General features: G+C 45.4%; 18 protein-coding genes and 1 riboswitch. Of the genes, 13 read left to right on the forward strand and 5 right to left on the reverse strand.

Annotated features, from left to right (window positions below; all coding sequences use genetic code 11):
• Window positions 1-68 precede the first annotated feature (68 nt).
• From OE749_RS16085 to OE749_RS16095, 3 genes are read right to left on the reverse strand one after another with little or no spacing between them, the layout of a single operon-like run.
• A complete protein-coding gene (locus OE749_RS16085; RefSeq protein ID WP_263713501.1) occupies window positions 69-2,945 on the reverse strand; it encodes an EAL domain-containing protein in 2,877 nt (958 codons plus the stop codon).
• A 49-nt stretch (window positions 2,946-2,994) separates the two neighbouring features.
• Window positions 2,995-3,294 (reverse strand): DUF3630 family protein, encoded by a 300-nt coding sequence (locus tag OE749_RS16090; RefSeq protein ID WP_263713502.1) that lies wholly within the window; start codon window positions 3,292-3,294, stop codon window positions 2,995-2,997.
• Window positions 3,282-4,724: a protein adenylyltransferase SelO gene (locus OE749_RS16095; protein ID WP_263713503.1), complete on the reverse strand. Its 1,443-nt coding sequence runs from the start codon at window positions 4,722-4,724 to the stop codon at window positions 3,282-3,284. The genes OE749_RS16090 and OE749_RS16095 overlap by 13 nt, the downstream gene beginning before the upstream one ends.
• A gap of 72 nt (window positions 4,725-4,796) precedes the next feature.
• On the opposite strand from OE749_RS16095, the gene OE749_RS16100 reads away from it, so the two are divergent.
• The 3 genes from OE749_RS16100 (at window position 4,797) to OE749_RS16110 (ending at window position 6,825) form a co-directional block, all read left to right on the forward strand.
• Window positions 4,797-5,117: a c-type cytochrome gene (locus OE749_RS16100; RefSeq protein ID WP_263713504.1), complete on the forward strand. Its 321-nt coding sequence runs from the start codon at window positions 4,797-4,799 to the stop codon at window positions 5,115-5,117.
• Between the two features lie 300 nt (window positions 5,118-5,417).
• Window positions 5,418-6,011, forward strand: a complete 594-nt coding sequence (locus OE749_RS16105; protein ID WP_404828198.1) for an HD domain-containing protein — start codon at window positions 5,418-5,420, stop codon at window positions 6,009-6,011.
• 151 nt (window positions 6,012-6,162) lie between these two features.
• The gene (locus tag OE749_RS16110; RefSeq protein ID WP_263713506.1) at window positions 6,163-6,825 is read left to right on the forward strand and encodes a glutathione S-transferase family protein; all 663 of its coding nucleotides are present in this window, start codon (window positions 6,163-6,165) and stop codon (window positions 6,823-6,825) included.
• A 57-nt stretch (window positions 6,826-6,882) separates the two neighbouring features.
• Here the strand turns inward: OE749_RS16110 and recQ are convergent, their stop codons facing one another.
• The gene (gene recQ, locus OE749_RS16115) at window positions 6,883-8,706 is read right to left on the reverse strand and encodes a DNA helicase RecQ (protein ID WP_263713507.1); all 1,824 of its coding nucleotides are present in this window, start codon (window positions 8,704-8,706) and stop codon (window positions 6,883-6,885) included.
• Window positions 8,707-8,822: 116 nt separating this feature from the next.
• On the opposite strand from recQ, the gene OE749_RS16120 reads away from it, so the two are divergent.
• The 10 genes from OE749_RS16120 to rarD all read left to right on the forward strand — a co-directional run bounded on the left by OE749_RS16120 (window position 8,823) and on the right by rarD (window position 19,897).
• A complete protein-coding gene (locus tag OE749_RS16120) occupies window positions 8,823-9,314 on the forward strand; it encodes a thioesterase family protein (protein WP_263713508.1) in 492 nt (163 codons plus the stop codon).
• Between the two features lie 108 nt (window positions 9,315-9,422).
• A riboswitch (TPP riboswitch) is annotated at window positions 9,423-9,547 on the forward strand.
• 73 nt (window positions 9,548-9,620) lie between these two features.
• Complete coding sequence (thiC, locus tag OE749_RS16125) at window positions 9,621-11,465, forward strand: phosphomethylpyrimidine synthase ThiC (RefSeq protein WP_318527893.1); 1,845 nt, start codon at window positions 9,621-9,623, stop codon at window positions 11,463-11,465.
• Complete coding sequence (locus tag OE749_RS16130) at window positions 11,462-12,568, forward strand: FAD-dependent oxidoreductase (RefSeq protein WP_263713509.1); 1,107 nt, start codon at window positions 11,462-11,464, stop codon at window positions 12,566-12,568. The genes thiC and OE749_RS16130 overlap by 4 nt, the downstream gene beginning before the upstream one ends.
• Window positions 12,565-12,765, forward strand: coding sequence for a sulfur carrier protein ThiS (gene thiS / locus OE749_RS16135; RefSeq protein ID WP_263713510.1), 201 nt, complete (start codon window positions 12,565-12,567; stop codon window positions 12,763-12,765). The genes OE749_RS16130 and thiS overlap by 4 nt, the downstream gene beginning before the upstream one ends.
• Before the next feature lies 1 nt (window position 12,766).
• Complete coding sequence (locus OE749_RS16140) at window positions 12,767-13,549, forward strand: thiazole synthase (RefSeq protein WP_263713511.1); 783 nt, start codon at window positions 12,767-12,769, stop codon at window positions 13,547-13,549.
• Between the two features lie 8 nt (window positions 13,550-13,557).
• Entirely contained in the window at window positions 13,558-15,093 is a 1,536-nt protein-coding gene (thiE, locus tag OE749_RS16145) for a thiamine phosphate synthase (protein ID WP_263713512.1), read from the forward strand.
• Window positions 15,083-16,207, forward strand: coding sequence for a HesA/MoeB/ThiF family protein (locus OE749_RS16150; RefSeq protein WP_263713513.1), 1,125 nt, complete (start codon window positions 15,083-15,085; stop codon window positions 16,205-16,207). Before thiE ends, OE749_RS16150 begins: the two co-directional genes overlap by 11 nt.
• Window positions 16,208-16,294: 87 nt before the next feature.
• Window positions 16,295-18,499 (forward strand): putative bifunctional diguanylate cyclase/phosphodiesterase, encoded by a 2,205-nt coding sequence (locus OE749_RS16155; protein ID WP_263713514.1) that lies wholly within the window; start codon window positions 16,295-16,297, stop codon window positions 18,497-18,499.
• Between the two features lie 5 nt (window positions 18,500-18,504).
• Window positions 18,505-18,861 carry an MmcQ/YjbR family DNA-binding protein gene (locus OE749_RS16160; RefSeq protein ID WP_263713515.1) on the forward strand — a complete coding sequence of 119 codons (357 nt, stop codon included), beginning with the start codon at window positions 18,505-18,507 and terminating at the stop codon, window positions 18,859-18,861.
• 124 nt (window positions 18,862-18,985) lie between these two features.
• A complete protein-coding gene (gene rarD, locus OE749_RS16165) occupies window positions 18,986-19,897 on the forward strand; it encodes an EamA family transporter RarD (RefSeq protein ID WP_263713516.1) in 912 nt (303 codons plus the stop codon).
• A 16-nt stretch (window positions 19,898-19,913) separates the two neighbouring features.
• Here rarD and OE749_RS16170 read toward each other — a convergent pair whose 3' ends face one another.
• Window positions 19,914-21,197 (reverse strand): response regulator, encoded by a 1,284-nt coding sequence (locus OE749_RS16170; RefSeq protein WP_263713517.1) that lies wholly within the window; start codon window positions 21,195-21,197, stop codon window positions 19,914-19,916.
• Between the last annotated feature and the right edge of the window lie 23 nt (window positions 21,198-21,220).

A 21,220-nucleotide genomic window follows, 5' to 3' on the forward strand; every position in this document is an offset into this window, starting at 1 on the left:
ATGTCAATATGGGTACATTTACCCATATTACAACCTTATTACGTAAGTTTAGCGCGTTTCGTTTGGCCTTAGCCACGGTAAGGCGAGAATTCCTCTAATGGTGTGGGGCGAGCCACTGCATATCCTTGGGCGAAGTCTACACCGATTTCTTTCAATTTATCCATCAATTGTGTGGTTTCTACAAACTCCGCGACCGTTTGCATTTTCATGGCTTTAGCAACATCGTTTATCGAGCAAACCATTGCCATATCAATAGGGTCGCTTAGCAAATCTTTGATAAAGCTGCCATCAATTTTCACAAAATCAACAGGAAGGTTCTTCAAATATGAGTAAGACGAAAAACCACTGCCAAAATCATCCAGCGCAAATGTGCAACCCGCTTGCTTGAAGGTGCGTATAAATTCTAGGGTTTCATCAAGTTTGATGATGGCCATGGTTTCGGTGATTTCAAAGCAGATTTTATGATAGGGCACCCCGTGGCGCTCAAACAGGTTTAGTACAAACAGTTTAAACTCTTTATCACCCAATGAGTTGCCGCTTAAATTGATATTACATCGATTCAACTTTTTAGCATGCTCAGGATTGTCACCTAACCACATGAAGTAATGTTCAATTACCCATTTATCGATTTGAGTGGATAAACTGAAGCGCTCCGCTGACGGTAAAAATGAGGAAGGGGGCACGAGTTCACCGTTGTCATCTTGCATACGTAACAGTAATTCGTAGTGGTGTCCATGAATGACTTTGTTGAGCGGATGGTAATGTTGGTAATGCAGCACAAATTTATCTTGCTCTAGCGCGTTATTAATGTGGGTAATCCACTTTAATTCGGTTTCGTAGCGCTGCATTTTTTCGTCTTCTTCAGAATAGGTGTGAATTTGATTTCGTCCTTGCTCTTTCGCCATGTAACAAGCGGCATCTGCCATACTCAACAGTTGTTCGGCGGTGGTGTTCTTTTTATTAAAAGAGACCAATCCAATGCTCACACCCAGTGAAAAAATACGGTTATCCCAAATAAATCGGAATTCTTGTACAACGTTTAGTAAGCGTGTTGCAACAAGATAGGATACTTGTGCTTGTTCGCCTTCGAGTAACACGCCAAATTCATCACCGCCTAGGCGCGCAAGCATGCCTTTGTCTTTTACGACGTTATTGAGTTGCTGTGACAATTGCTTAATCAGCACGTCGCCAGCCTTATGGCCACAGGTATCGTTAACCACTTTAAATTGATCTAAGTCCATGTAAAGCAGTGTTAAATCAGCGTTTGCGCTTTTGGCGTGTTGAATGGCCGAGCGTAAGTGGCGTTCAAACTCTCGGCGGTTGTAAACACCCGTTAAAGAGTCGTGAGTAGCAAGATATTCTAAACTGATACTAGACTGTTTCCGCTCGGTAATATCGAATATTGAACCGAACATAAAGGTTTTGCCTGCTTCTTCTCGCACTTGTACAGAGATAGAAAACCAAAACTCGCTGCCGTCTCGCCGAAGCCCCTTAATCTCTTTGCCTAATACGCGGCCGTCGCGTCGAATAACCGTGAGCAGGCTTTGGCGATCTGATTCATTGACGTAAAAATCTGCGGTGCTTTTAACTTCAGCCAACATTTGCGCTTCTGAATCAAAGCCAAATAACGTACACATCGCTGGGTTTGCAGTAATAAGCTCGCCATCAACCGTCGAGGTATATAAGCCTTCCGCTGAATTAGTGAATAAATTGTAGAATTTGTGCAAGTCAGTGATGGTATTTTGCTGAATTTGTTTGTGTGATTCGGCAATAACCTGCTCGTGCGCATCAATGGCAACCGCAATGAGTAAGATGCCAGTGAGTAGGAAGAATGTAATGAACAGATCGGCATACTGACCTGTCACTATGCCTGCCAAATACAGCCCAATGCTGAGTACTGCAGCAAAGGTAATAATGATCCAGCCGAAACCATAAACCCGGTTTGGAATATTGCTGAATTGATTAGGAAACGCCATCGCTAAGAGTAGATGAACCAACAACGAAGCACCCGCAAATCCGACGCCTGCAATGATTTGAATATAGGTGTCGAACAACAGTGCCGTGATGCCTAAGCCCGCCGCCATAGAATACGACACACTGCGCCAATATATTGGAACCGTTTGCAATAAAGCATGAGAGACTTTTGCCGACGCAAATAATAGCAATGCGGTCAAAATCGTAGTAGTTTCACTGATGTAAGTACTTACATTGATTAGCTGGCTTATCACACCGTGAATATTTAAAAAGAGCAGTAAGAACAGCCCACACGACACCGAAAACCAGAATCTTACTGGGCTTTTCAATAACACGTAGGTGATCATGAAGTAACAAAACAGAATAATCAATGCACCAACAATGATACCGAGCACCGCAAGGCGTACTTGTTCATCAGCAATCAATTGGCTGCTTCGCCATAATTCAAATGGGAAAACCAATGGACCATCATCAATAATTTGCACGTACATATGCAGGGTTTGGCCCGGTTGCAACTGCATAGGCATTAGGAATAAGCGATGGTTGTATGGGCGTTGCGAAATACTGCGCGACGCGCCCACATTAAACGCATGGACGATGCGTTGTATGTCATCAACGGCATAGGCGTTAATAATATCGATACTCGGATTACCAATAAGCAAGGTAAAGCGTGTGGCAAGGGGCAGAGTATGATCGATAGAGAATTTAAGCCAAATAGCCTGATCGTCTTTTAATGGCTCTATACTACGTTGCTTTTTCCATTGGCTAGAGGCGATAGCATCAGACAACTGGACATGTTTGTCGGTGTATAGAATGTCGACATGATCCCACAAGGCTAAAGACGAAAAGTCGTTATCCAATACAATAGTCTTGCCATCCGACGCAAGATGAGGTGCGTGCTCGTTGGCACTCGCTGACAGGGTAAGCAGTGCTAACAGACCACATACAAGAAAAAATTTTATAACTTTCAAACCATTACACGTGTGCAAAAGTACATTTTATTTTATCGCGTAGTCGAGACTAGCATACTTTTTGTAATTCAGTACGTAAATCAGGAAGATATTTTTCTCCCTCGACATGGCTCGCCTCTATCCAGCATGCCTCGCAAGTGTATTCTAAAAACAGTAAGAATTCCGCGTTTTGGAACGCCAATCGAATTAACTGGCGATCTGCGCCTTCGACATGTTCAATAATACGAATTGTGTCTGTCTTGCGTAGGCATTCGCGCCATTGTTGCACCTGCTCTTCTGTAGGAAATACAGATAAATGACAGACTAACTGCTGGTCTTGCACGCGCCAAATGGGAGTTAACTGCTGCATGAAATGTCCATCCCTTTGCCCCATGATGGAGGTGGTTTAGCCCAAAATGCCTGCTCAGGCTGTTCATCATACGGCCGTTTTAATACTTCCACATACTGCGTAAACGGCTCGAAATCTCCGTTCTCAGCGTGCTCAATAACGTGTTGAGCCAAGTAATTTCGTAAAACATACATTGGATTGTGTTGTTGTTTTAATTGGCGTTGAGCGTCTACATCGGCTTTTTCGAAGCGTAACCTTTGTTGATAGTCGTTTAACCAGCTTTTTGCTTCATCTCTGTTGATGAAATGATCCGTAAACGCTGATGTGGCTGAATCTGCATGGATGTGACATAAAAGCCTGAAACTTTGGGTGTAATCAGATTGATTGCTTTCCAGTAGAGTAAGCCAAGATTGCAGTAGCATATTGTCTTCTGGACGCGTTACGACCAGACCCAATTTTGCGCGCATCTTGCGGCTAAAGGTTTGGATAAGCCTTGGTTGGTAACTCTCAAGTGCTTGCGTAATTTCCGCCACGCTTAAGTAGTCGCTGAATGCGTGCGCCAATGCGTTTAAATTCCACAGGGCAATCCCCGGCTGCTGCTCAAACGCGTAGCGTCCAGTGTGATCTGAATGGTTGCAGATATAGCTGGGATCGTAATCATCTAAAAAAGCGTAAGGGCCGTAGTCAAAGGTAATCCCATGAATAGACATATTATCGGTATTCATAACGCCGTGGCAAAAGCCCTGAGCTTGCCACAGGGCTATTAAGTCTGCTGTCTTATATATGATAGCGTTTAGCAAGGCCAGATGCGGCTTGTTAGCGCGGCTTTCTGCCTGAAAAAAATGATGAAAACAGTAGTCGAATAATGCATCAAGCTTGTCTTTTTGACCACTATGATAAAAATATTCGAAGTGACCAAAGCGTATGTGGCTCTCACAGGTGCGAATAAGCATCGCAGCGGTTTCGATTTGTTCACGCTGCACGGGAGTGCTGCTATCGAATAGGCATAAAGCCCGTGATGATGGAATACCCAAGTAGTGTAGCGCCTCACTGGCAAGATATTCGCGTATTGTCGAACGCAACACAGCTCGACCATCACCGAAACGGGAGTAGGGGGTTTTTCCGGCACCTTTTAGATGTAAATCAAAGTGTTGGTTTGTCGATGTGATAATTTCCCCGAGCAGTAAACCGCGACCGTCGCCCAATTCTGGATTCCATGAACCGAACTGATGACCGCCGTATTTCTGTGCAACCGCGCGTTTCGCTAGCAAGCCCTCTGAAGTAAAGAGCATGTCGAGCAGGTGTTGTTCATTCTGCCATTTCTTTGGAATTTCTAATGTATTTGCAAGATCGGTATTAAACGCTCGTAACGATGCGTTCTGTATGGGTTGAGGCGATACAGAGGAAACAATATTTGCCAGCGAATCTGCATAAGAATGAACTAATTTCAAACCAAAACCTGTAGTTTACGTAACCAATTACGATATTCTACCATTGGTTCCAACATCAAAAAGGAAATTTCAATGAACTTACTTAATAAGCGTACTCTGCTCGGCCTGGCTTTAAGCTCTCTCGTTTGTTTTACGGCGCAAGCCGGTGATGTGGAAAAAGGCAAAGCTAAATCTGCCACCTGTGCAGCGTGTCATGGTGCTAACGGCATCTCCATGATCCCTGACTACCCAAATTTGGCAGGACAAAAAGAAAAGTACCTGATTAGCCAATTAAAAGCGTTTCGCAGTGGTGACCGCAAAAATCCGGTCATGGCGCCAATGGCTGCTGGGTTGTCAGATGAAGATATCGCTAACCTAGCCGCGTATTACGCTAGCCTTAATCCTGCTGGGTAATTGACGCTACCGATTGCACTAATAGAACAAGACGCCAGATTGCGTGATGCTCTGGCGCTTTCGCTGACTACGGTTGGTGGTTATGACGTTGATACATACGCAAGACCATGCGACATGTCTTTGCCTGCTTCAACCTATTCACATTTACTCACAAATATCACCGCTATTAAGGCTTTACAGTGGCCAGTAAATACCGTTACATATAGCGCTCACCCCGTAACATTGACGCGTAGATTCCCTCACATCATCTTAGGCAAGATCCCCGCGTTTTCTGAACAAGTTAGGAGTATTTCCGCCACTATGACCGCCATTAAACAAGACTTTGCAGACATTACTGCGTTTATTTATGAAATTGAAAAACTAAAGCAGGTAGAGCGCCGAATCAAACCCAAAGGCCTGTCGCGTTATGAAAACTCTGCCGAACATAGTTGGCACATTGCCTTGTTAGCGCAAAGTCTGATGCCCTATGCTGAGAACCCCGTCGACCCATTGCGGGTGGTGACCATGCTACTCATTCATGACATCGTTGAAATCGATACGGGTGACAAATTTGCGTATGTAGCAGAGCACGATGATTTTGAGAACGAACACCAAGCAGCCAAACGAATATTTGGCCTACTACCCGATCCAATGGCATCGACATATTTATCCATGTGGGAAGAGTTTGAGGCTGCAAAGAGCCATGACGCACAATTTGCGAAAGCGATAGACCGCTTAATGCCGGTATTGCAAAACCTGAACAACGGCTGCCAAAGCTGGCTAGAGCATGGCATTACAGTTGAGCAAGTGCTGAAGAAAAACGCAGGTGTAGCTAAAGCCAGTGAAGCACTTTGGATGCATGTTACGGATTTAGTCAAACAAAAAGCGCAAGAAGTGGGTGTACCGTTATCCTAGATTAGCGCGCCTACACTACTTTCTTATCACATGGGTTAATCCAAATTGCGTGAGTGACTGTATGTTATAGGGATCCCCGCTGTAATGTGTGAAAACAACATAAACCACGCGCATTCAGTCTGATATTGAACATCTCAAAACAAGGATAACTATGATAACCGTACATCATCTCAACAACTCGCGCTCTCAACGTATTCTGTGGATGCTGGAAGAAATTGGGATTGAGTATGAAATTAGGGGATACCAACGGGATGCGAAAACGAATTTGGCACCTCAAGCATTAAAGCAGGTGCATCCCCTAGGTAAATCACCGGTTATCACAGACGGCGATAAAACGATTGCCGAATCAGGTGCCATTATTGAATATTTGGCCGAAACCTATGCGCCACACTTGATTCCCGAGACAGGCACGCCGGCGTATTTTCAAGCCAAATATTGGTTGCATTTTGCAGAAGGTTCGATGATGCCCAACCTTGTGGCGAAACTGATATTTGATAAAGTTCGTGCGCAGGCTAAACCGTTTTTTGTGAAGTGGATTGCTGAGAAAATCGCCGATACAGCAATGGCATCTTACTATGGCCCTAATATTGAGAATAATTTCGCCTTTGTAAATTCACATCTTAAGCAGAATGATTGGTTTGCCGGTGAAGCACTATCCATTGCTGATTTTCAAATGAGCTTCCCTCTCGAAGCATCCCTCACAAGAGGGACAGGAGATGATCGTGAAGCCATTGCTAATTGGGTGCAAAAAGTTCATGCTCGCGGAGCATATCAACGCGCCCTTGAGCGAGGCGGAAAATACGATTTTGCTTAAGCGCGTTTGAACGAAAAAATGCGTTCAGTTTAGGTTTTTGAGGGGCGCAAGTTGCGCCTATTCATCCCCACTCACGTAGGCGCGGATCACAGAAAGGAATTTATCGCCGTAACGAGATAGTTTAGTTTGTCCTACACCACTGATATCTAAAAATGCCTGCGTAGATTCTGGCATCTTGTCTGCCATATCTGCCAACGTGGCGTCACTGAATACGACAAAAGGTGGGATATCGTCTTCTTCAGCAATGCGTTTGCGAAGGTGTTTTAGTTTGGCAAACAACACACGGTCATAGTTCATGTTCATGACTTTGCTGGTGGATTTGGCGGTGTTAACCGTTAACCTTGGTATTGCCAAGGTCACTGCAACGTCGCCTTTAAGCGGTGCACGTGCAGCTTCTGTGAGTTTTAAGGCGGCATTTTGAGTCATGTCGATTCGCAGTAAACCCTGATGCACCAATTGATTAATCACACCGTTCCAGTAAGCATCTGACTTGTCTTTCCCAATACCATGGGTTGAAAGCGTATGGTGTTCATGCTCGACGATACGCTTATGGTTTTTGCCTCGCAACACGTCAATGACATGCTGAATCGCAAATGACTGCCCCATTCGGTAAATGCACGACAAGACTTTTTGTGTTTCAACCGTGCCATCGAAGCGTTTTGGAGGGTCTACACAGATATCACAGTTTCCGCAATCGTTGGCGCTATATTCTGAAAAGTAGTTAAGTAATACCTGACGGCGGCAGGTTTGTGCTTCTGCAAAGGCCTCCATTGCAGCAAATTTTTGCAATTCAATGTCATGCCGTTCTGGGTTTTCTCCCATCGCAATCCATTGGCGAATGCGCGCAGCGTCTTTTTCATCGAACAGTAACAACGCTTCAGCAGGCATCCCATCCCGACCCGCACGCCCCGTTTCTTGATAGTAAGATTCGACAGAGCGAGGTAGGTCATAGTGCACGACAAAGCGCACGTTGGGTTTGTTGATTCCCATGCCAAATGCGACCGTAGCAACGATAACGTCAATATTATCCTGAATAAAATCGCGCTGAATCTTATCTCTGACTTCTGGCTCAAGTCCTGCGTGATAGCCTGCACACTGAATACCACGGGTGGCAAGCCGCATACTGATTTCGTCTACCTTCGCGCGGCTATTGCAGTAAATAATACCGCTTCCTTCTTGTTTACTCACAAATGCATACAGTTGCTCTGTGGCTTTGTATTTTGCAAGGAGGTTATAGCGAATATTTGGGCGGTCAAAGCTTCCTTTGAAAACATAAGGTTGCTGCATATTCAATTGCAGCTGAATATCAGCGCGAGTGGCAATGTCGGCAGTTGCCGTTAAGCCCATCACTGGAACGTGAGGAAAGAGTGTTTTTAGCTGTCCCAGACGACGGTATTCTTGCCTAAAGTCATGACCCCAATGCGAAACACAGTGGGCTTCGTCAACGGCAAATAAACTAATATTAAGGGTGCGAAGTCGCTCTAAAAAATCAAAAGATAACAGTCGCTCTGGCGCAACATACAGGAGTTTGTATTTGTCGTCTTGTAAATCTCGATAGGTTGCTAGCAGAGTTTCTCTTGATAGGGATGAATTCACATAAGTGGCGGGAATACCCATACCATTAAGACTGTCTACCTGATCTTTCATCAATGAAATCAAAGGACTAACAACAATAGTGAGCCCAGGCAACGTGAGTGCTGGAATTTGGTAACACAGCGACTTTCCGCCTCCTGTAGGCATGAGCACCAGTGTATCTCGACCGTCGAGTATAGCTTGGATTACGGCTTCTTGCCCATCACGAAATGCGTCGTAGCCAAACACGTCTTTGAGTGTTTGAATAGGGGGCGCAAATTGATGAAGTGATGGTGCAGATTCGGTCAACGTGAATTCCTCATGAACAATGGAGCGATATTCTACGGATTTTTGCCAATCTATTCATGCCCAAAGCGAAGAAAAAAAAGTAACGAAATCAATAGAGTGAAAAGGTTGAGCAAATAATGAGCATGACAACGCCTGAAGAGACCGTATTAGAAAAGACAAAACAGAGATTGGCCGAACAGGTAATCCAGTTTTTTCAACATCAAATGCCGTTCAACACCCATTTAGGCATGCAGGTAAGTGTTGAAAATGATGATCAGGTGACTATTCGCCTGCCTTGGCAGAACACATTAACGGGCAATTCTATCCATCAAATATTACACGGCGGTGTCACAGCGTCGATGTTAGATACCGTCGGTGGACTAACAGCAATCTTGCATGCCATTCGTAATCTTGAAGCAGATGGTATTACCGATTTTGAGTCAAAATTTCGCAATATGGGGACCATCGACATGCGTGTCGATTACCTTCGTCCTGGCAAAGGCGAGGTATTTATCGCTACCGCTCAGGTCATTCGAAAAGGAAATAAAGTGGCTGTGTGCAGAATGGAGCTACATAACGAATCTGGCACGCACATCGCCTTTGGCACAGGCACCTATATGGTGGGTTGAGAGGCGACAGCTTTCACATCGGATGAATTATTCGACAGTTTTTTGCGTTTCGTTGAGGGCGTGTCGATAAGGATTGATTTTAAAAAGCAAAATTATCTATACTGAATAGACAAGCTCTCGGGGTGCCTTTTCCTTGATGCCATTCAGACAAAGGCCGAGATGCAATTTGTAATTGCAAACCCGTGGAACCTGATCCGGTTAGTATCGGCGTAGGAATGAGCAACGCACAGCAGTTATCGGCGTTTTGCCCACTGAAGTGCCTATCTTGTTTTCCGTGCTAACCGCTTAGCACAAAAGGAAAACAACATGTCTAAAGACCTGACGATGCAAGCGGTTTCAGATCCGCAACGAATTATTTCTCGTGAACCATTACCAGCCAGCCGAAAAGTATACCTCGGCGGTGAACTTAATGTGCCTGTGCGTGAGTTAACACTTACAGACGGTACAATCTGCACTCTATATGACACCTCGGGCCCCTATACGGATCCTGAGAAAGATATCAATGTTCACAAAGGCTTAGAAGATATCCGTTCAAGCTGGATTGAGTCACGAGATGATACCGAGTACTACGAGGGCCGCCAACTCAAGCCTGAAGATAATGGTTTCCGTCACGAAGAATTGGCATTTGAGCTTCACAATCCGGCGCTGCAACGGTCGGTAAGACGCGCGAAAGCAGGAAAAAATGTCTCCCAGCTCCATTATGCACGCCGAGGCATCATTACCAAAGAAATGGAATTTGTTGCCATGCGTGAGAATCAGGCGCGTGAAGCATTGAACAATGAGTTCACAACAGAAGAGCGTGAAGCACGACTAAAAGGCCACAGCTGGGGAGCAAATTTGCAACCTATCACCCCTGAGTTTGTGAGAGATGAAATTGCCGCAGGACGCGCAATTTTGCCAGCCAATATCAATCACACCGAACTTGAGCCAATGATTATTGGGCGAAATTTTTTAGTAAAAATTAACGCGAATATCGGTAACTCAGCACTGACTTCGTCGATCGAAGAGGAAGTAGAAAAACTAGTGTGGGCGATTCGTTGGGGTGGCGATACCGTCATGGATTTGTCGACGGGCAAAAATATCCATGCCACACGTGATTACATTGTGAGAAATTCTCCAGTACCTATTGGTACAGTGCCTTTGTATCAAGCCCTTGAGAAAGTGAACGGCATTGCCGAAAACCTAACGTGGGAAGTTTTCCGTGACACGCTAATCGAGCAGGCCGAGCAGGGCGTTGATTACTTTACTATTCACGCAGGATTGCGCTTACATCATATTCCACTGACCACCGAGCGCGTGACAGGTATCGTTTCTCGTGGTGGTTCGATTATGGCGAAATGGTGTATTGCCCATCACAAAGAAAGCTTTCTTTACACGCATTTTGAAGACATTTGCGAAATCATGAAGGCTTACGATATTAGTTTCTCGTTGGGCGATGGTTTACGTCCAGGATCAGCCGCTGATGCCAACGATGAAGCACAATTTGCTGAACTGAAAACCCTTGGTGAGTTAACTAAAATTGCGTGGAAACATGATGTGCAAGTGATGGTTGAAGGGCCAGGTCACGTGCCTATGCATCTCATTAAAGAAAACATGGATTTGCAACTTGAGCACTGTGATGAAGCGCCGTTTTATACTTTGGGGCCACTAACTACCGATATCGCACCGGGCTATGACCACTTTACCAGCGGTATTGGTGCCGCGATGATTGGTTGGTACGGCTGTGCTATGTTGTGTTACGTCACGCCGAAAGAGCATTTAGGTTTACCCAATCGTGACGATGTGAAGCAGGGGATCATTACCTATAAAATCGCTGCTCATGCGGCTGATTTGGCAAAAGGGCATCCCGGCGCGCGCTACCGAGATGATTTACTCTCTAAAGCGCGCTTTGAATTCCGTTGGGAAGATCAATTTAATTTGAGCCTTGACCCTGACACAGCCCGTGAATTTCATGATGAAACCTTGCCAAAAGACTCCGCTAAGGTCGCGCATTTTTGCTCTATGTGTGGGCCTAAATTCTGCTCGATGAAAATCTCCCACGAAGTAAGAGAATACTCGGCTGAAATTGAAAAAGGCATGAAGCAAAAATCAGAAGAGTTTCTTGCTCAAGGTGCTGAAATTTATGTCGCGCAGGTGAACGACAAATCATGACTGTCAAAGTCGGCGTTATTGGCGCGGGCATATGTGGTCGCAGTGTGGCATTAATGTTGCGCCACATTGCGGCAGTGAGTCACACACGTATGCGAATATCCTTATTTGACGGGCAGGGTGTTGGTCCTCATGCACTGATGAACTGCCCGTCCGCGGTGGCTGCCGGCATGCTCGCGCCCTATAGCGAGGCGTCGGTTTCTCACAAGTGGCTGATAGAAGCTGGATCGCGGGCATTGGCGCTATGGCCGTCTTGGGTCGAACAACTCGACAGGCCGTCGTTGTTGTCTCAATCTGGCACGGCAGTCGTGGCCCATCCTCAAGATAAGCGCGAATTACATGACTTTTCAGATCGTTTAATGCAAGTGGAAGAGGGCGATATGTCCTGCTTGGCACCGTTGCCACAATCGTTAACTTCCCAATTTGCGGGACGGTTCAATGATGCCCTTTTTCTGCACGAAGAAGCCCATGTTAATGTCCCTGACCTACTGACTATCATGGCTGATAGAATCAGCGATGCGGCGAATATAGACAGTCATTGTATGGCGGTTCAGTCTATTGACCAAGAGCTTGCCGTCGTCACACTAGGTAACGGCGAAAGGATCACATTTGATTATCTGATTGATTGTCGAGGCTTGGGGGCTAAATCTGATCATCCTGATTTGCGAGGTGTGCGTGGAGAAGTATTAACCGTGCACGCACCTGAGGTGAACTATGAACACATGATTCGGCTTATGCATCCGAGATATTGCCTGTATCTGGTGCCCCGCCCCGACAATGTCTATGTGCTGGGGGCAACCATGTTGGAATCTGAGGACAAAGGGCCAGTAACGGTAAGAAGTGCGTTGGAACTTTTGTCGGCTTTGTACAGTATCGACAAGGGATTCAGTGAAGCTTGCGTACTTTCGATGCGGGCGGAATGTCGTCCTGCATTTCCTGATAATCAGCCCAGAATTGCTACTTTTGGGCGCACAATTACTATTAATGGGCTATATCGACACGGTATTTTGCTGTCACCTTTGGCGGCGCAGGTCGCATCTCGCACATTATTACATGCTATTGACGAACGTGCTGTTTGGCACAAAGAATCGAGAATCCCACTATGAAAACTATTTTGTTTAACGGCGAGCATCGTCCCGTCGAGGCTGGCAATATTCGTCAATTACTGACTGAATTAGGTGTGCAGGAAGGCACGGTTGCAGTGGCGTTGAATGAGGAGTTTGTGCCTTTGTCTCAGTATAGTGAAACGCCTATTAACACCCACGACAGCATCGAAATTGTTGCCCCGATGCAAGGAGGGTAGCATGACTTGGCAATTAGCAGACAAGACAATAAGTAGCCGAATGCTACTAGGCTCATCGCTCTATCCTTCTCCCGATATTATGCGTGAAGCGATTGTGAAAAGTGAAAGTGACGTTGTGACTGTTTCACTTCGCCGCCACAACCCCGCGTTGCAGGGGGGAGCGTCATTTTGGTCTTACCTTAATGATTTATCCGTTCACGTGTTACCTAATACGGCGGGGTGTATGTCGGCAAAAGAGGCCATTGTTACTGCACAGATGGCGCGAGAATTATTTAACACCCGCTGGATTAAATTAGAAGTTATCGGCAATGATTATACGTTACAGCCTGATCCCATCGCTTTAGTTGAAGCTGCAAAAGAACTTTGTTCGCAAGGATTCGAGGTATTTCCATATTGTACGGAAGATTTAGTGATTGCCGAGCATTTGGTACATGCGGGTTGTCGAATTGTTATGCCGTGGGCTGCGCCCATTGGTAGTGGCAGAGGGCCTGTTAATCTAGAAGGGCTTATGTTGCTGCGTGAACGCTTGAAAGAGGTAACGTTGATTGTTGATGCAGGGTTGGGCGCACCCTCTCATGCAGCAAAAGTTATGGAATTGGGGTTTGATGGCGTACTGCTTAACACCGCTGTGGCTCAAGCTCATGATCCCATCAAGATGGCTAGTGCATTTGCAAAAGCCGTAGATGCTGGCCGCGAGGCGTATATTGCGGGTGTAATGCGTCCACGAGACCACGCTAGCGCTTCAACGCCAGAAGTGGGCAAACCCTTCTGGCATCAGGAATAAAAATCATCATGTTATTACACCTCAATTCAACTTGGTCGCCTGCCAAGAGCAAAACGCGCCCAGTGGTTATGACGGTAGCGGGTATTGATTCGTCTGGCCATGCCGGACTACACACCGACATTGTTACGCAACGAGCACTGGGCGTGCATGCCGCGTCAGTGGTGTCTGCTATTACCGCGCAAAATGATAAGGGCGTATTTAATCTAAATGTCACCGACAGTGCAGGCCTTGCACTACAATGGCGAGCCAATAGCATCGCACCTTTCCATGTGGTGAAAAGCGGCTTACTGGCGTCATCTGCGCAAATTGACTGGTTGGGAGCAATGCTGTCTGAGTTGTCTGTGCCGTATGTGTGCGATCCGGTATTAATGTCTAGCTCGGGAGCCAGTTTAACCCTGTCTAATACACGTGAACCGTTATTGTCACTGTTGCCACATGTGACTCTTCTAACGCCCAACATTGATGAGGCTGAAGTACTTACAGGAATGAAAATCAATGACGTAGATGATATGCCTAGCGTCGCAAATCGCTTGTTAGAATGGGGCGTAAGTGCCGTTGTTATCAAAGGCGGACATTGCCATTACCACGCAAATAGCGGTGAAAAATACTGTGTGGATTATTACGCAAGCCCAGAAAAAAGTGGCTGGCTCGCCTCGCCAGCTAAAAAAGTGTGTGCCGTGCGAGGAACAGGCTGTGCTTTTGCATCAGCTGCGGCATCGGCATTGGCTTTTGGCTACAGTACTGAAGATGCAGTTGTTATCGCTAAAATGGCCATCAATGAAGGGTTGGATGGTGGCTATCTCAGTGGCTATGGCACACAAGGTCCGATTAATATTACTCAATTTCCTCAGTCGTCCCACGCCTTACCTGTTTGGGTTGATGAATTGAACAACCTCAACCAAACTTATGAATTTCCACGCTGCAGCAATACATCACTTGGGCTTTATCCCGTCGTGGATAGTGTTGATTGGATCAAAACGCTGTTAGATGCAGGGGTCAAAACCCTTCAGTTACGCATTAAAGATCCTCAGCATCCAGAGCTAGAAACACAAGTTGAATCTGCCGTTAATCTCTGTCGTGACTACGACTGCCAGTTATTCATTAATGATTATTGGCAGCTGGCAATAAAATATGGTGCTTACGGCGTGCATCTAGGTCAGGAAGACATCGCAACAGCTGATCTTAATGCGATTGCGGCGGCTAAAATTCGGCTTGGCGTGAGTAGTCATTGCTTTTATGAAGTGGCCCGCGCTCATGCATTGAATCCGTCTTATCTTGCAACCGGGCCAGTGTTTCCGACTCAATCAAAAGAGATGCCGTGGGTAAATCAAGGAACGCAGGGGCTAGCGTATTGGCGGCATTTGATTGATTATCCACTGGTTGCAATTGGTGGCATTGATGAAGGCAATATTTCTGAAGTGATTAGGTGTAAACCAGATGGTATCGCGATGATTTCAGCCATCACACAACATCATGAGCCAGCAAAACAGGTAAAAGAATTAATGCATTTGATCGCAAAGCAGGATGAAGACCATGCACACTGATTTTAGCCTAGATGAATGGCAACGATATCAACGCCAAATTCAATTAGCGGATATTGGTGTGCAGGGGCAAAAAGCGCTAAAACAAGCACGAGTGGCTATTGTCGGCGTGGGAGGTTTAGGTTGCCCAGTGTCGATGTATTTAGCGGCGGCTGGCGTTGGTGAGATTGTACTTATTGATCATGATATTGTGAGTGAAACCAACCTTCAGCGCCAGCTACTATATCGAGATAAAGATGTCGGTTGCAGTAAGGTCAATGTGGCAAGCGCCGTGTTACGTGACTTGAATCCGCACATTACCATTCGCGCGATGAATAAAGCGTTTTCTAGTCAACTACCTTTGGCTGACTTGGATGTAGATTTGATTCTCGATTGTACTGACAATTACAGCACGCGTTCTGATATCAATACGTGGGCACGAAATCACAAACGCGATTGGTTGTTTGCCAGTGTGCATCAATTTTCAGGTCAGTTGTGCCTGTTTCGGTATCAGGATGCCTGCTACCACTGTTTATTTCCGCTTGCTCCTTCAGAGGCTATGGATTGTAATGGTGCAGGGGTAATTGGTAGCGTGCCAGGTGCGGTGGGTTTATTGCAAGCACAGCAAGCGATTCAATACCTGATTGGTAGTGCAGTTGCCTGTGACAACACGCTTGTCTCTGTCAACTTGCAGACATTAACCACGCAAAAAATGCGCCTTAGACGCGATCCCCATTGTGGTTTGCACGATGCGAAAATTGAACCCGCAAAGCCAATAGCACCCTGTGACAGCGAAGAAGTCGCTGACTCTTCACTATCACCGCCTATTTTCATGCATAAACTGCTTAATGAAGAAAATATCGTGTTAGTCGACGCCCGTTCACGTAGTGAGCATCAGGCCTTTCATATCGGCGGGCGTGTCATCGAAGAAGATGAAGTACACGTCAAGCAATTGCATCGAACGCCTGATACTCAGTTTTTCGTTTACTGCCAAAGTGGCCAACGCAGCGAACGTATGGTATCTGCTTTGAAAGCACGGGGATTTAGTCAAGTTTATCAATTGTCTGGTGGGTTAGCCGCGATTTTACCCATCTTAGCAGAAGATAGCTTACGTGAGTTGCGCGCAAAGTTTTCCTGAGAATTCTGTCGAAAAAACTGGCAATTAGCTTGTGAGCTTATATGGTTAATGGTTGAAATACCTATTTAATTCAGCCCCTAAGAATTAATGCAAAAAACCGAAACGCCATACGAACTGAGTAAAAAGCAGATAAAGCACGATCCACTTAAGCGCATAATTTTTGTTGCCAGTAGTGCGATCTTGCTTTTACTACTGTGGCAGGTCTTTACGTCTTATACTTTACATAAACGCTATCAGGAAACTCTCACCGAAGCAGTGGCAGATAAGGTTATCACGGAATACCAAGGCTATATTCATCAACTTCGATTAGAAATGGACTTGTTTCAAAATCGTGAGTCAGAAGCGTTGTTTACCCTATACAGTCAAGGCAAGGAATCACAGAAGGAAGCGTATTTATCCGTCTTAGAAAAGCTTCGGGCTGAAATGAAGCACGTACGATTGTTTTCTGTGGTGAATGAGAAAGGAGACGCGTACTTTTCTCATATAACAGGCGATTTTATGCCTTCTTGCAAGGAGGAAGTGGCAGACACATTACGTAATGGTAAACAGGAACGTTTATTCTTGCACCAAGGGAAGAACAGTAGTCACTTCGATTTACTTCAGCCTGTTAGGTTTGCCACAACAGAGAGTGAATTCTTCTTTGTCGCCTTTGATGTTGATGTATTAAAACGCTCTTTAGAGCGTGCGCAATTACCTCATCAAGAGCTTTTTTTACTTCGCCAAGATAAGCAAGGCCATGTTGAACTTACCAGTGTCTCTGATATTGATACCAGCCGAGAGTTGTCTCAAAGTGAGATAGATCAGTTCGAAACAGTGAAGCCCATACCGATGACACGCTGGCAAATTGCTGTCCGATTGGATGCCGCATATAACGAAAGATTGTGGCGAGATAACCTAACCAGTGCGGTGATTACCTGGCTTCTGCTCACGCTGCTCATGGCTGGCTTTTATTTATTGCAACGCTCTCGTACTGAGCGGTTTAGCCAAATCGCTGAAATGTATGAACAAAATGCTAAGCATGATGCGTTAACGGCATTGGTAAATCGCGCCTATTTTGAAAAAGCGCTTGAGATGTTCCTTGCGAATAGAAAAGATTTTTCAACAGGCGTTGTATTGCAGATTGATATTGACCAGTTTCAACTGATTAACAACAGCTACGGGTATACGTTTGGTGACATGTTGCTGGCACAGTTTGCCGAATCATTGACGAATGCGCTGCCCGCTGAGGTGATTGTAAGCAGGTTGGGTAATGATGAATTCGCGGTAATTTTACCTGAATTGCATCATGCTGACGCTAGCGGATTCATCGAAGAACTCAGGCGCTATATCGAAGACTTGGAACTTGAGCAAAACGAAGAGCTGATAACCGTGACCGCTTGTATTGGTGCGGTTAATCTGACCAAGCAGCATACCAATTGTGAACGTGTGTTATTGTCGCTTGGACAAGCTGTGTCGACAGCGAAATCTAAAGGCAGAAATCGCGCGCAGCTATATCAAAGCAATGACTCTCAATTGCAAGTGCATGCGCAGCAAATGGATGTGATTAACAAGGTGGAAATGGCGCTTCGTCAACACCGCTTTGTGCTTTACCGACAGCGCATAGCGCCGCTTAAAAAGAACCAAGAACGAGCAGCAGAATGCTATGAAGTACTGGTTAGAATGTTTGATGAGAACGGTATATTAGTGCCACCGAATGAATTCATTCCCGTGGCAGAACAATATGGCATGATTAGCCAGATTGACCTATGGGTGATTGAAACAACCTGTCAGGCAATCTCTCTAGAAGGTGAGTCTGCTTCAACGCGCTATAGCATTAATCTTTCAGGTAAAACGCTGGCTAATCCTGAGTTAGCACGGCTAATTAAGCGGTTATTTAAGCAATATGAAATCACGCCGTCGCGGGTGTGTTTCGAAATCACTGAAACGGCGGCAATTGGTAACTTCGATGTTGCGTTAGCGTTTATTACCTCAATGAAAGCAGAGGGCTGTCGATTTTATTTAGACGATTTTGGCAGCGGCATGTCGACGTTTGCCTATTTAAAGAAATTACCTGTAGACACAATTAAAATTGACGGTAGCTTAATTGTTAATTTGCATCAAGATGAAGTGAGTCGGGCTCTGGTTGAAAGTATTCAACGCATGGCCACGGTGACCGGAAAAACCACGGTGGCAGAGTGGGTAGAAAATGCAGAAGCCGCCGAGCTGCTCAGAGAAATGGGTGTCGCGTATGCGCAAGGCTACTACGTGCACAAACCTGAGCATTGGTACTTAATTCGCGCAATGGAGTCATAAAAGACATGGAAAATAACATTGAACAATACCTGCTAAGTTTGCCCGAAGCTTGGCTAGACTACCCATTCGGCGACGACGTTAAGGTGTTTAAAGTGAAGCAAAAAATGTTCGCGTTGGTCGGTGAGCGAGAGGGTAAAAAAGGAATTAATTTAAAATGCGACCCACTTGAGGCCGAGAGTTTGCGCGATATTTTTCCGGCAATTACTGCTGCGTATCATATGAATAAGCGTCATTGGATCACGGTGCAACTGGATGGCTCAGTGCCTGAAGGAGAAGTTAAGCGGCTCGTGGATAACTCATTCATGCTGGTTGTTAATGGTTTGCCCAAGCGAGAACGCGCCTCTTTGGCATTGCATTTTTAACCCTCATTGTGTGACGTGAGAACCCTTCCATAACGGGAATTTACACCTAATTACATTCTCTTTTTGCTTCTTACTGATAATCCATTCACAATACGCCACCACGCAATTTTGGAATGCCATTTTAATGAATAATCAATCGGTTAAAGCAGGCGTATTGTTTGCAATCGCAGCTTATTGTATGTGGGGCTTTGCACCTATTTACTTTAAGTTATTAGCAGATGTACCCGCATTGGATATTTTAATGCATCGCATAGTTTGGTCAGTGCTTGTACTTATTGCGTTGGTACTGGTGGCTGGGCAACTACCGAAAGTGACGGCCGCACTCAAAAACACCAAGGTGCTTAAAATTTTATTGGTATCTGGGTTACTGCTGGGCGCGAATTGGTTATTGTTTATCTGGGCTGTCAATAACGACCACTTGTTAGATGCAAGTCTTGGCTATTATATTAATCCATTGTTAAACGTATTTTTAGGACGCGTATTTTTGCAAGAGCGGTTACGCTCGATGCAAAAAGCAGCAGTTGCGCTAGCGGCCATTGGAGTGATTACCCTGATTGTGTCTTTTGGTCATGTACCTTGGATAGCACTGGTTCTCGCGGGTACTTTTGGTGTGTACGGATTGCTTCGAAAACAAGTGGCTGTAGATTCATTGCCAGGTTTGCTTATTGAAAGCACGATGATGCTGCCCCTAGCCATCGTTTACTGGTTTACCTTTGCCAGTGACGCGAGCAATATGTTTACGAACGAGATGGCTCTGAATATCACCCTTATCTGTGCGGGCATTGTGACTACGGCTCCCTTGCTGTGCTTTACCGCAGCGGCGCGCCGAATAATGTATTCCACCTTGGGGTTCTTCCAATATATTGGCCCGAGCATTATGTTTTTGTTGGCGGTGTTTGTGTATGCAGAACCGCTTGACATGGCACGCATGATCACATTTGGCTTTGTTTGGTGTGCCTTATTAATGTTCACCTTCGATTCGTATCGGCAATACAGAAAGCAAGCAAAAGTGATTGCTCACTCAGCGTCTAAATAGTAATTTCAAAGCGATGCTATGTTGATAGCGAATGTATTGCATCTATATCTGGATGGTGGTCAAGGTCACTGACCACCTTATCCCGCCCCGTTTCTTTGGCATGATAAAGGTGAATATCTGCAATTTTGAGCATTGATTCTATGTTGTCTCGAAAATGACGGGTTAAGCCGACACTCATGGTATAGCGAAGAGAGGTGCCTGCATACTGAATAGGCGTTTCCTTACATTGTTGTTTGAAGTCAGAGAGTGCGGCCTCTGCGTCTTCTAGCGAGGTGTCAGCCATGAAAACACAAAATTCTTCGCCCCCAAATCGTGCAATGATATCTTGAGGAAAACGCTGTTTTAGCGTTGAGCCAACTGCCTTGAGTACCTCATCACCTGCATCATGGCCTAGTGTGTCGTTAATGTCTTTGAAATGATCTAAATCGATAAGGGCAAGGCAATGGTGTTTCGTGTCACGTTTTAGCTCTGCATTAACTTTATCGAAAAAGTGCCGTCTGTTAGGTAGGCCAGTGAGGTAATCGGTATTGGCAACTTGCTTGATGGTATCGATATGCTCAATGTACTCGACATTTAGCATAACACGACATAAAAACGCTTCCTGCGCGTAAGGGAAGGTTAGGTAATCATTGGCGCCGCCTTTAATAAAACGTGCGGGAGCGTGCTCTTGGGGGTTTTCAATTAGCCCGACGATGGCTAACTCCTCTTTAGAATATACTTTGCGTAGTGACGCGACCAAATCAATACCTGCCCCCTCTTTTAACTGATCGCTTACCAATAATAATTTTACTTGCGGTAAAGTTTGAACCAGAGATTCAGCATCTGATGCAGAAGTAGATTCAAATATCTGAAAATTATGACGCCGTAATATAGAAAGAATTGACGCTCTGACTGCACGCTTGGGATGCGTAATAAGCACACCAATGTTTTTGTTCTTCTCCAGTCGAAACAGTAGACGGCTCATGTATTCATACATCTGCGCATTTTCTTTAGGTACGTAATCGACGACATCTCGCTGAAGAATATTGTCGCGGATATCTTCATCAAACCCTGATGTAATCGCAATCACTGGAAGGTAAGCAGACAGCGCAAAATCTATGGCTTCTCCACGAGGAGCGTCGGGCAGCGTATATTCAACCACGGCACAAAGGAACTGTTCTGGCTCTGAATCAGCAAAAACAATTTTGGCGCGTGTGAGGGAGTCTGCGCTTACAACTTCTAAATTAGCTTTACCTATCACACGCTTAAGTAAACGCATGTCATGGTGGCTGTCTTCAATAAGCAGTACTTTGTGTTTCATTTACCGCCTTAAAATGTTTGCTT

The sequence above is a fragment of the Fluctibacter corallii genome (genome assembly GCF_025751585.1).
GTDB classification, from domain to species: Bacteria; Pseudomonadota; Gammaproteobacteria; order Enterobacterales; family Alteromonadaceae; genus Fluctibacter_A; species Fluctibacter_A corallii.

Bases quoted from the DNA above. Each gene is read 5' to 3' on its own strand.
- OE749_RS16130 (WP_263713509.1), top strand. From the start codon at position 11,462: ATGACTGTCAAAGTCGGCGTTATTGGCGCGGGCATATGTGGTCGCAGT.
- rarD (WP_263713516.1), top strand. From the start codon at position 18,986: ATGAATAATCAATCGGTTAAAGCAGGCGTATTGTTTGCAATCGCAGCT.
- thiS (WP_263713510.1), top strand. From the start codon at position 12,565: ATGAAAACTATTTTGTTTAACGGCGAGCATCGTCCCGTCGAGGCTGGC.
- OE749_RS16100 (WP_263713504.1), top strand. From the start codon at position 4,797: ATGAACTTACTTAATAAGCGTACTCTGCTCGGCCTGGCTTTAAGCTCT.
- thiE (WP_263713512.1), top strand. From the start codon at position 13,558: ATGTTATTACACCTCAATTCAACTTGGTCGCCTGCCAAGAGCAAAACG.
- OE749_RS16120 (WP_263713508.1), top strand. From the start codon at position 8,823: ATGAGCATGACAACGCCTGAAGAGACCGTATTAGAAAAGACAAAACAG.
- OE749_RS16150 (WP_263713513.1), top strand. From the start codon at position 15,083: ATGCACACTGATTTTAGCCTAGATGAATGGCAACGATATCAACGCCAA.
- OE749_RS16155 (WP_263713514.1), top strand. From the start codon at position 16,295: ATGCAAAAAACCGAAACGCCATACGAACTGAGTAAAAAGCAGATAAAG.
- OE749_RS16170 (WP_263713517.1), bottom strand. From the start codon at position 21,197: ATGAAACACAAAGTACTGCTTATTGAAGACAGCCACCATGACATGCGT.
- OE749_RS16105 (WP_404828198.1), top strand. From the start codon at position 5,418: ATGACCGCCATTAAACAAGACTTTGCAGACATTACTGCGTTTATTTAT.
- OE749_RS16090 (WP_263713502.1), bottom strand. From the start codon at position 3,294: ATGCAGCAGTTAACTCCCATTTGGCGCGTGCAAGACCAGCAGTTAGTC.
- thiC (WP_318527893.1), top strand. From the start codon at position 9,621: ATGTCTAAAGACCTGACGATGCAAGCGGTTTCAGATCCGCAACGAATT.
- OE749_RS16110 (WP_263713506.1), top strand. From the start codon at position 6,163: ATGATAACCGTACATCATCTCAACAACTCGCGCTCTCAACGTATTCTG.
- OE749_RS16160 (WP_263713515.1), top strand. From the start codon at position 18,505: ATGGAAAATAACATTGAACAATACCTGCTAAGTTTGCCCGAAGCTTGG.
- OE749_RS16140 (WP_263713511.1), top strand. From the start codon at position 12,767: ATGACTTGGCAATTAGCAGACAAGACAATAAGTAGCCGAATGCTACTA.